We start from the raw sequence: 10,148 nt of genomic DNA, 5'->3' as shown, positions 1-10,148 counted from the left end.
GCTCTCACGCCGGCGTAAGACGCGGTTCCTGCTGGCCCATCCGCGGGCCATCGCCGCGTTCGGACGGGAATGCGACCGCCGCGGTCTCTACCCGGAGTCCACCGAGGTCGAGGGCCACCAGATGATGAGCTGGCGCGGTGTGCCACTCCTGCCCTGCGACAAGGTACCCGTCTCCGCATCCCACACCACGTCCATCCTGGCCATGCGCACCGGTGAGAAGGCTCAAGGCGTGGTGGGCCTGCACCAGACCGGGATCCCCGACGAGTACGAGCCCGGGCTGAACGTGCGCTTCATGGGCATCAACGACCAGGCGCTCCTCTCCTACCTGGTCAGCACCTACTACTCCGCGGCCGTCCTGGTGCCCGACGCGCTGGGGATCCTCGAGAACGTCGACATCACGCGATGAGGAGTACGTCCATGGCCATCATCGAAGAGACCACGGAGGGCGACTCGCCGAGCGTGATCCTGGCGCGAAGCCGTGATCTGGTCACCCCCGCCCTGCGCGCCGCCGTCGACACCCTCCCGCCCGCCGTACGGCGCATCGCCGCCTACCACTTCGGTTGGTGCGACGAGAACGGTGTCCAGGGGCACGCGGACTCCGGCAAGGCCATTCGGCCCACGCTGGCCCTGCTGGCCGCGGAGGCCGTGGGCGGAACGACCGAGTCTGGGGTACCGGCCGCGGTGGCCGTGGAGTTGGTGCACAACTTCTCCCTCCTGCACGACGACATCATGGACGGGGACAGGACACGCCGACACCGCCCCACCGCTTGGACCGTGTTCGGCGCCAACCCGTCGATCCTCGCCGGTGACGCCCTGCTCACCCTGGCCATGGACGTGCTCGCGGCCAGCGGCCACGAGGCGGCACAGGACGGCACCCGGATGCTCAGCACCGCGGTACTGGACCTGATCAACGGACAGGCGGCGGACCTCGACTTCGAGACCCGCCATGACGTCGACCTGGCGGAGTGCGTTCGCATGGTCGAGGGCAAGACCGGAGCGTTGCTCGGATGCGCCTCCGCGCTCGGTGCCGTGTTCGGCGGTGACCGTACCCGGGCGGAATCTCTGCGCCGCTTCGGTGTCTTCTTCGGGACGGCGTTCCAACACGTCGACGACCTCCTTGGAATCTGGGGGAGCCCCGAGGTCACCGGAAAGTCGATCCATTCGGATCTGCGCAGCCGTAAGAAGTCCCTGCCCGTGGTGGCCGCCCTGCGCTCGGGCACCCCGGCGGGACGGGAGTTGGCGACCCTCTACCTCCGTGAACGGAGTCTCTCCGACATCGAGCTCGTCCGTGCCGCGGAACTGGTCGACGCCGCGGGCGGGCGTGAGTGGAGCCGAGCTCAGGCCGACACCCTGCTGCTCCGCGCACTGAACGAACTCCAGGGCACGGGCCTGGTCGAGAGGCCCGCCGGGGAACTCGGCGCCCTCGCCCGATTCGCCATCCAACGCGACCACTGACCGACCGAGTGCAGAGGAGGACCAGAGATGTCCAGCACGCGAACACGACCCACGAGCACGGTGGACACGTTCGGACCATGTGCGCCGGACACCGTGCTGGTGGCCGATGAACTGCTGCGCGAGGACCTGCCGAGCATCCCCTGTCCCGCCGCCGACCTGATCGAAGGGGAGATGCGTCGACGTGGTGTGCGAACCAGGCGCGGTCCGCTCCACATCGAATCCACGCCCGCGGGGGCGGCCGGTGGACCGGTCGTGTGTTGGGAGACCACGGGAGAAGCGGCGGGTATCGGGGCGGCCGCCCGCGACCATCACGGGTCCGTGGTCGTCCGCGAAGTAGTGGACTCCTGGACGGCGGTCTCCGGCCCCCGTTCCGTCCTGCTCGCCGCTCCCCGCTCGTTCTGCGCCGGTGTCGAACGCGCCATCGAGATCGTGGAACGGGCGCTGGAGCAACGGGGCGGACCGATCCACGTGCGCAAACAGATCGTGCACAACCGGCACGTGGTGGCCGAACTCGAGGAACGAGGCGTGGTGTTCGTGGACGAACTCGACGCCGTCCCCGACGGGGCCACCGTGGTGTTCTCCGCGCACGGGGTATCACCGGCGGTCCGCGTCGAGGCGGACCGCCGGCGGCTGGACGTGATCGACGCGACCTGCCCCCTGGTCGGCAAGGTACACGTGGAGGCCCGACGGTTCGCAGAACGCGGTGACACCATCGTGCTGGTCGGCCACGCGGGACATGAGGAGGTCGAGGGCACCCTGGGCGAGGCCCCGGACCGGATCGTGCTGGTCGAGACGCCCGAGGACGTCGCCCACCTGCGGGTCGAGGATCCCGAACGGGTCTCCTACCTCACCCAGACCACACTGGCCGTGGACGAGACGGACGAGGTGATCGATGCGCTGCGCGCCCGTTTCCCCTCGCTGCGAGGACCGGGTTCCGACGACATCTGCTACGCCACCACGAACCGGCAGGACGCGCTGAGGGCGATCGCGACAGAGTCCGACCTCGTCCTCGTCGTCGGTTCGTCGAACTCCTCCAACTCCCTGAGGTTGGTGGAGCGGGCCGAACGCTGTGGAACACCGGCCCACCTCATCGACGACGCCCGCGACATCCGGCCCGAATGGCTCGCCGGGGTGGCGACCGTCGGACTCTCCGCGGGCGCGTCGGCGCCACACCACCTGGTGGAGAACGTCATCACCGTGTTGGCGGGACTGGGGCCGGTGAGCGTCTCCGAACACGAGACCACTCGCGAGACGGTGAGTTTCACTCTTCCACTCCCCGTCCGATCCCCCTGACCGCGGCGTCCCCGAACCGCCGCACCAACGACCCCGACCGGCCGACGAGAACAGGCGTCCTGATGCAAGCGTTCGACCTGCCCGACTTCTACCTGCCGCATCCGGCGAGGATCAACCCCCACCTGGAACGAGCCCGCGCGCACAGCATGGCCTGGGCTCGGAACATGGGCATGCTCGACTCGGCCACACCCGGTGGTGGCCTCGTCTGGGACGAGCCCGCCCTGGCCGGAATGGACTACGCGCTCATGTGCGCCTACACCCATCCGGACTGTGATGGGCCCACCCTGGACCTGATCACCGACTGGTACGTCTGGGTCTTCTTCTTCGACGACTACTTCCTCGAATGGTTCAAGTACTCCCGTGACTTCACGGGGGCACAGTCCTTCCTCGATCGCCTCGAGGCGTTCATGACCGAGGACGGAGCGCCCCCGGGCGACCCGACCAACCCCGCAGAGGCGGGACTGGCGGACCTGTGGCTTCGTACGATCCCGTCGATGTCGGACGACTGGCGACGACGATTCATCACCAGCACCCACAACCTGATGGTCGAGTCCATGTGGGAGCTGGACAACATCGACCGCGACCGGATCGCCAACCCGATCGAGTACATCCAGATGAGGCGCAGGGTCGGCGGGGCGCCTTGGTCGGCCAACCTCGTCGAGGTCGCCGTGGGCGCGGAACTTCCCGAGGGCGTCGCCGAGAGTCGCCCACTGAGGGTCCTGTCGGACACGTTCTCCGACGCGGTGCATCTGCGCAACGACCTCTTCTCCTACCAACGTGAGGTACAGGAGGAGGGAGAGAACTCCAACGCAGTGCTCGTCTTCGAGCACTTCTTCGGTTACTCCACCCAGCAGTCCGCCGAGGTGGTCAACGTTCTGCTGACCTCACGGTTGGTGCAGTTCGAGGACACGGCGTTGGGAGAGGTCCCGGAACTGCTCGCCGAACACGCCGTGCCCCCGCACGCGCAGGTCGGTGTGGCCCACTACGTCAAGGGACTCCAGGACTGGCAGGCGGGCGGACACGAGTGGCACGCACGCTCCAATCGGTACATGAACGAATCGATGACCGCTCGCCCGAGCGGTGTGCCCGGTGGCCCCACCGGGTTGGGCACCTCGGCCGCCCGCCCGGTGCTTCCAGGGGTGCGGCGTCGTGCTCGCAAGCACGCGCCACCGGTGTTCCAGCGGGTGGGGCCGCTGGAGGTGCCAAAGCTCCACATGCCGTTCCCCATCCGCACGAACCGGTACATCGACGACGCCCGACGCTACGCGGTGGGCTGGGCCCGGAGCATGGGCTTCTTCGACTCCGTTCCCGGTATCGAGGTCGGTGGAGTGTGGGACGAACGTCAGTTCATCGGCCTGGACCTGGCCCACTGCGCCGCCATGATCCACGCCGACGCGACCTTCGCCCAGCTCTGTTTGACCTCGGACTGGCTGGCGTGGGGCACCTACGGTGACGACTACTTCCCCGTGGTGTTCGGCGCTACCCGCGATCTCGCGGCGGCCAGGCTCTGCAACCAACGCTTCTCGGAGTTCATGCCGCTGGATCTCGGTGCGACCCCGGAGCCGATCGGTCCGATGGAACGAGGTCTGGCCGATCTGTGGCGCCGCACCGCGGGTCCCATGAGCGCCTCCGCCCGCAGGTTCTTCCGCAAGGCGGTGGAGGACATGACCTCGAGTTGGTTGTGGGAGCTGGACAACCAGGCCGCCCACCGTGTGCCGGACCCGATCGACTACCTGGAGATGCGCCGTCGGACCTTCGGGTCGGACATGACGAGGAGCCTGGCCAAACTGGCGCACTTCTCGGAGGTACCGGAAGAGCTCTTCCAGACCAGGACCATGCGTGAGCTGGAGACCTCGGCCCAGGACTACGCGTGCTTCACCAACGACCTGTTCTCCTACCAGAAGGAGGTCGAGTTCGAGGGGGAGGTGCACAACCTGGTCCTGGTGGTGGAGAACTTCCTCGACCTCGACCGTCACCAGGCGAGCATGGTCGTGGCCGACCTGATGCGAGCGCGTATGGAGCAGTTCGAGCACATCCTCGCCAACGATCTGCCCAAGTTGTTCGAGGACTTCGACCTGGACGAACACACCCGTAGCGTGCTCACCCGCGACGCCGACGACATGAAGGAATGGATGTCGGGAATCCTGGAGTGGCACCGCAAGTGCGTCCGCTACACCGAGACGGAGCAACGTCGACTGCGTTCCCCACTGAACGTGCGTGACTCCGTCCCGCTCGCCTACGCCTGGGCGCCCACCGGCCTGGGCACCTCCGCGGCCCGAGTCGCCACGATGACGAGGGAACGTCGACCGGACTGAACGGTGAACGCGATGGTCGGGCCGATAAGAGGGTAGGGGCCTCGGCGAATACGCCGGGGTCCCTTTGGCGGAGGGGGCCCGACCTCGGCGGACCCGGGCCGGTTCGGGTCCGCCGAGCGGCGAAGTCCCGGTGAGAGTCGTGGGAAATCCCCGTGTCATGAGTGTTCGCGGCGCACGCGCGAAGGCATAGTGGGGCCCGCGGCGGCAACACGGCACCGCGCACATCCCCCGTGGTCGAGAGACCCAGACTTCGGGAGGTCCTGTGCTCGTGAACCGGATTCGTGACTTCGTGCGACGCCACCCGGCGCTACGAGAGACGGTGCGGAGCGTCCGTGGTGGGCTCCCCCGGGGGATCGGCGGGATCGAGCCGTCCTGGAGGGAGCGCCGCTTCGATTTGGCGCTCCCCATCCGTGAGAACGGTACCGACGCGGGTCCGGAGACCCTCTCCTTCACCGTGCCGGGCGGACTCTGGGCCCCGCGAAAGCTCGAACGGGAAGGGCTCGCCGGATTCGAACCCGAGACCCTGGCCTGCTTCCTCGCCGCCCTGGACCACGCCGGTCCGGGCGCGGTCCTGGACATCGGCGCGAACGTGGGCGTGTACGGCCTGCTCGCGGCCGCGCGCGGCACGCGCCCGGTGCACGCCTTCGAACCCACTCCGCGGGTCGCGGCCACCGCGCGGGAACTGGCCGCGGCCAACGGACTCCCGATCGCGGTGGTGGAGTGCGCGCTGGGCGACCGTTTCGGGCGGGCCTCCTTCACGCTCTCCTCCACCTCGGACGCGTCGAACTCACTGGCGAAGGGGTTCCGTCCCGCGGCCGAGCGGATCGAGGTGCGGGTGGACACTCTGTCCCGCTGGTGTGAGCGCACCGGAACCGTTCCGGCCGTGGTCAAGATCGACACCGAGACCACCGAACCCGAGGTCATCGCGGGCGGTATCGAGGCACTGCGTGCTTTTCGTCCCTGGATCCTCTGCGAGGTGCTGCCGGGGCGCGGTGTCGAGAAACGACTCATGAGGCTGATGCGCCCACTCGACTACGGCTGGTACCGACTCGGGGACGAGGTGCCCCCGCCCACCCGAGGTGTGATCGACGGCCGGAGCGCCGACGCCGACCAGCGCATGTGGCTCTTCGCCCCGGAAACACCGTCCGACGCCTTCTGGGCGGACACTCGGGCCTGGGGCCGGGCCCTGGAGACCTGCGTGCCGACGTCCATGCTCAGGGCATAAAAAAAGCCCTGTCACCAGGGCTTTCCTTTGTGTCCGAGGGGGGACTTGAACCCCCACAGCCTTAACGGCCACTAGCACCTCAAGCTAGCGCGTCTACCTATTCCGCCACCCGGACGTGGGTGTCTGGCGCCGTAGCGCCGAACAGGTTCAACCATAGCAAAGGTCTGAGGGGCCCCGAACCAGTTTTTCGGTGGTGGGCGACCGGCTTCCGGACGAGGAAAGAGCGTGGCAGGGTCTAGGGCGAAAGGTGCGGTCGGTAGACGGGAGAGCCAGATGGCGCAAGACAGGGATCCGAGCGCGGCGGAGGTCGAGGTCGTCGACCTGTGCCGAGAGCTCATCGAGTTCGACACCTCCAACTATGGCGACCATTCCGGCCCCGGTGAGCGCAAGGCCGCGGAGTACGTCATGGGCCGCCTCGACGAGGTCGGGGTGGAGTCCGAGATCTACGAGAAGCACCCCGGGCGCAGCAACGTGGTGGCGCGGATCACGGGCGAGGATTCCGGTCGTCCCCCTCTGCTCATCCACGGACACCTCGACGTGGTGCCCGCGGCAGCGGAGGACTGGACGCATCATCCGTTCGCCGCCGAGGTCGCCGACGGTTGTGTCTGGGGCCGTGGCGCGGTCGACATGAAGAACATGAACGCCATGGTGCTGGCCACGCTGCGGCAACGACTGCGCGAGGGGCGCCGCCCTCCGCGCGACATCGTCCTGGCCTTCGTCGCCGACGAGGAGGCCGGCGGTACCTGGGGCGCCCAGTACCTGGTGGACGAGCACCCCGAGCTGTTCGCGGACTGCGACTCGGCGATCAGCGAGGTCGGCGGGTTCTCGTTCACTGTCAACGAGAACCGACGCCTGTACCTGGTGGAGACCGCGGAGAAGGGCATCGCGTGGATGAAGCTCACCGCGCGCGGCACCGCCGGCCACGGGTCGATGACCAACCACGACAACGCCGTCACCGAACTGGCCGCCGCGGTCGCCAGGCTCGGTGAGCACCGGTTCCCCGTGCAGCTCACCCCCACGGTCCGGACCTTCCTGGAGGAGATCTGCGAGGAGTTCGGGATCCCCTTCGACGAGAAGGACGTGGACGCCACGGTGGCGCGGCTGGGTCCGATCGCGAAGATGATCGGTGCCACGCTGCGCAACACCCTGAACCCGACGGTGCTGGGCGGTGGCTACAAGGCCAACGTGATCCCGGGTGAGGCCACCGCCCAGGTGGATGGTCGTTTCCTGCCGGGGACCGAGGACGAGTACTTCGCCAAGATCGACGAACTGCTCGGCCCCAAGGTGAGCCGTGAGTTCATCCACCACCTTCCTGCGGTGGAGACCTCCTTCGACGGCGGCCTGGTCACCGCGATGTCGGAGTCGCTGCTGGCGGAGGACCCGGGCGCCAAGGCCGTCCCGTACTGCCTCTCGGGCGGTACCGACGCCAAGAGCTTCTCGCGGCTGGGCATCCGCAACTTCGGGTTCTCCCCGCTGAAGCTGCCGCCGGAGCTGGACTTCGCCGGCATGTTCCACGGGGTGGACGAACGTGTCCCCGTGGACGGTCTCCAATTCGGAGTCCGTGTGTTGGACCGATTCATCGACATGAGCTGACCGGAATTATTCGGGACGACCGCTCCTGAACCTGGACGAACCGCACCGAGAATTTCTCGGTGCGGTTCGTTTTTCCCACCCATGGTCACCCGGTGTGATGCTACGGTTGCTTTCAGTTCGAAGGTGACCCCGTCCTTCCGGGGGCCGACGACCGGCCGTGGGCGACAACGCCGCGCGGGACCGTCCAGTGGTAGTCGAGACAAGGGGGCATCCATGGTGCTCGCGAGCCGGGAGTGGCTGGTGTCCTCCAGTCGCGCTGCTCGCAACACCCGTGGTGTCTACGCTCGACTGCTGCTCCTGTCCGGAATCGTCGCGGTCGCGTGGATCGCCGGCGGTGTCGGGGTCGCGCACAGCGACACCGGCGCCGAATCCGGTGCCCTCGTCGACAGCGTGCTGGGTGTCGGCGACGCCGCCGAACGCACCGGTCAGGCCACGACCGAGGAGATCCGGCAGGCCCGGGTCTCCGAAGCCGCGGCCCACGCCACCGCATCCACCGAGGCCGTCGCCGAAAGGGTCGTCCCGCAGGCGACCTCGCTTCCCGCCACCGCGCTCGAGGACACCGGTGTCTCCGGTGCTCTACAGCAGAGCCGGGTCGGTTCCATCGCCGAGACCGCGGTAGACGACACCGCGCGGACCGTCGACGGAACCGCTCGCGGGGCCTCCGACCTGGTCGGAGGGGTCGCCCGCACCGGCAAGGACATGGTTCGGGCCACCGACGATTCGCTGCGTGAGGGTGACCTCGTCGACGGTGTCACCGCAGGACTGACCGAATCCGTCGGCCACCACGGGATCGACTCCGTCACCGAGCCCGGCGGCCCCTTGGGCCTGCCGCTCCTCGGTGCCGACGACCCCGTCTCCTCCTCTTCCGTCGACCGTCCCGAGGACGAGGACGAAGAGGACGAGGAAGCGGACGAAGAGCCCACTCGCACGGGATCGCACGCCGATCACGGTGTGCCCGTCCACGTCACCGAGACCGGTCTGCGCATGGCCGAGGAAGCCGCTCAGGCCGCCACGGAGCAGACCGCTCAAGACGACGACGCCGAGCGCATCCGTCTCATCGGCGGGGGCTCCCACCACCAGGTCGGACCCGACGCCACCGGTGCCTCGGCCCCGTCCTTCCCCGCTCCCGGTGCCGCCGGCTTCCTCATGAACCGGTCCGGCCACATGGAACTCCGGGCCCAGCGGGTCGCCCTTCCCGGCGACCCCACTCTGGTCGTGCGCGACGCCGCGGACGACCCTTCCTTCTCGCCTGACTAGCCGCTTCCCGCAGGGATCGCGGCCGGTCGGTGCGCCTTCGCGCACGAGCACCCCACCGTTTCCGAGGTGGGTGTGCGTCTCACCCCAGGCACTCAACGCCGGGTGACCGTCCGTGGTCCACGAGTGGCAGATCCGACTCTCGTCGACCAAAGGACATGACACCCGATGACCCGATCAACCCACACCCGTGTCGCGGCCCTCATCGCCGCAGGCCTCCTCGCCACCACCGCCTACGGGACCGCCTACGCCGACACCACCACCAGCGGTAACGGTTCCATCGGTGGCGGCAACCAGATCGAGGCAGACGTCGACGCTCCCGTCAACGTCTGCGGCAACGCCGTCGCGGTTCTCGGCGTGGCCGGTGCCGAGTGCACCGACGGTGATGCCGAGGTGACCGAGCCGAAGCGACCGGACGACGGTTACGAGGGCTACGACCCGGAGGAGCCCGAGCCGGAGGAGACCCCCGAGGAGGAGGACCCGCGGGAAGAAGAGATCTCCGAGGAGGAGGACCCGCCGGAGGAGACCCCGGAGGAGACCCCCGAGGAAGAGCGTGAGGAGCAGGTCGAGGAGGACCCGCAGGGCACGGAGGACGCCGCCGACGAGCGCTCCGTCCCGACAGAGACCCCCTCCGCTCCCCCCGCCGACGAGTCCCGCCTCGCGGTCACCGGCGCCGACCAGAGCGCGTTGACCGGCCTGGTCGCCGCCGCGGTCCTCGCCATCGCCGCGGGTGTGGGCTTCATCTTCTACGGCCGGCGCCACAAGGCCCGGGCCTGATCGGACTCCCGGGCCCTCGGGTCCGGGGGCTGACGCGAGTCCCGTAGCACCGGCCAAGGCCTTGTGCTCGGGGTTCACGTCAGCCGCCGCTCAACCAGAGCGGAGCTGATCGACAGGGCGCGGGCGTCCGTACGCAGCCAGCGAGGACGCGACGTGACCGTACCCGACAGACCGGTGAAGACGCACCGTCCAGGTGCGGAGCCGACCGGATGATCCCCGGCCTTGGTCGAAGGCCC

General features: G+C 68.6%; 7 protein-coding genes, 1 tRNA gene and 1 pseudogene. 8 read left to right on the top strand and 1 reads right to left on the bottom strand.

From position 1 onward, the window contains the following. The 5 genes and pseudogenes from NLI01S_RS26125 to NLI01S_RS22560 all read left to right on the top strand — a co-directional run. Positions 1–406 (top strand): annotated as a pseudogene (locus NLI01S_RS26125) (Crp/Fnr family transcriptional regulator); the annotation flags it as partial. A gap of 11 nt (positions 407–417) precedes the next feature. Then, positions 418–1,455 carry a family 2 encapsulin nanocompartment cargo protein polyprenyl transferase gene (locus NLI01S_RS22575; protein WP_067608137.1) on the top strand — a complete coding sequence of 346 codons (1,038 nt, stop codon included), beginning with the start codon at positions 418–420 and terminating at the stop codon, positions 1,453–1,455. A 27-nt stretch (positions 1,456–1,482) separates the two neighbouring features. Beyond that, complete coding sequence (locus NLI01S_RS22570; RefSeq protein WP_084392813.1) at positions 1,483–2,748, top strand: 4-hydroxy-3-methylbut-2-enyl diphosphate reductase; 1,266 nt, start codon at positions 1,483–1,485, stop codon at positions 2,746–2,748. 62 nt (positions 2,749–2,810) lie between these two features. Next, the gene (locus NLI01S_RS22565) at positions 2,811–5,063 is read left to right on the top strand and encodes a terpene synthase family protein (protein ID WP_067608134.1); all 2,253 of its coding nucleotides are present in this window, start codon (positions 2,811–2,813) and stop codon (positions 5,061–5,063) included. Between the two features lie 268 nt (positions 5,064–5,331). Further along, positions 5,332–6,288 (top strand): FkbM family methyltransferase, encoded by a 957-nt coding sequence (locus NLI01S_RS22560; protein WP_223809343.1) that lies wholly within the window; start codon positions 5,332–5,334, stop codon positions 6,286–6,288. Positions 6,289–6,318: 30 nt separating this feature from the next. Here NLI01S_RS22560 and NLI01S_RS22555 read toward each other — a convergent pair. Further along, positions 6,319–6,403 (bottom strand) — tRNA-Leu (locus NLI01S_RS22555). A 158-nt stretch (positions 6,404–6,561) separates the two neighbouring features. Between NLI01S_RS22555 and NLI01S_RS22550 the strand changes: the two genes are divergently transcribed. The 3 genes from NLI01S_RS22550 (at position 6,562) to NLI01S_RS22540 (ending at position 9,912) form a co-directional block, all read left to right on the top strand. Beyond that, positions 6,562–7,881, top strand: coding sequence for a M20/M25/M40 family metallo-hydrolase (locus NLI01S_RS22550; RefSeq protein WP_067608131.1), 1,320 nt, complete (start codon positions 6,562–6,564; stop codon positions 7,879–7,881). A 213-nt stretch (positions 7,882–8,094) separates the two neighbouring features. Beyond that, positions 8,095–9,138, top strand: a complete 1,044-nt coding sequence (locus NLI01S_RS22545; RefSeq protein ID WP_067608128.1) for a hypothetical protein — start codon at positions 8,095–8,097, stop codon at positions 9,136–9,138. Between the two features lie 165 nt (positions 9,139–9,303). Continuing rightward, positions 9,304–9,912 (top strand): chaplin family protein, encoded by a 609-nt coding sequence (locus NLI01S_RS22540; RefSeq protein ID WP_067608125.1) that lies wholly within the window; start codon positions 9,304–9,306, stop codon positions 9,910–9,912. The last annotated feature ends 236 nt before the right edge of the window (positions 9,913–10,148 follow it).

The organism is Nocardiopsis listeri NBRC 13360 (genome assembly GCF_001570765.1).
In the GTDB taxonomy this organism is placed as follows: domain Bacteria; phylum Actinomycetota; class Actinomycetes; order Streptosporangiales; family Streptosporangiaceae; genus Nocardiopsis; species Nocardiopsis listeri.
This window is presented reverse-complemented; position numbering and strand designations above follow the sequence as displayed.

Coding starts and splice junctions, on each gene's coding strand:
- NLI01S_RS22545 (WP_067608128.1), top strand. CDS start 8,095: ATGGTGCTCGCGAGCCGGGAGTGGCTGGTGTCCTCCAGTCGCGCTGCT.
- NLI01S_RS22540 (WP_067608125.1), top strand. CDS start 9,304: ATGACCCGATCAACCCACACCCGTGTCGCGGCCCTCATCGCCGCAGGC.
- NLI01S_RS22565 (WP_067608134.1), top strand. CDS start 2,811: ATGCAAGCGTTCGACCTGCCCGACTTCTACCTGCCGCATCCGGCGAGG.
- NLI01S_RS22550 (WP_067608131.1), top strand. CDS start 6,562: ATGGCGCAAGACAGGGATCCGAGCGCGGCGGAGGTCGAGGTCGTCGAC.
- NLI01S_RS22575 (WP_067608137.1), top strand. CDS start 418: ATGGCCATCATCGAAGAGACCACGGAGGGCGACTCGCCGAGCGTGATC.
- NLI01S_RS22570 (WP_084392813.1), top strand. CDS start 1,483: ATGTCCAGCACGCGAACACGACCCACGAGCACGGTGGACACGTTCGGA.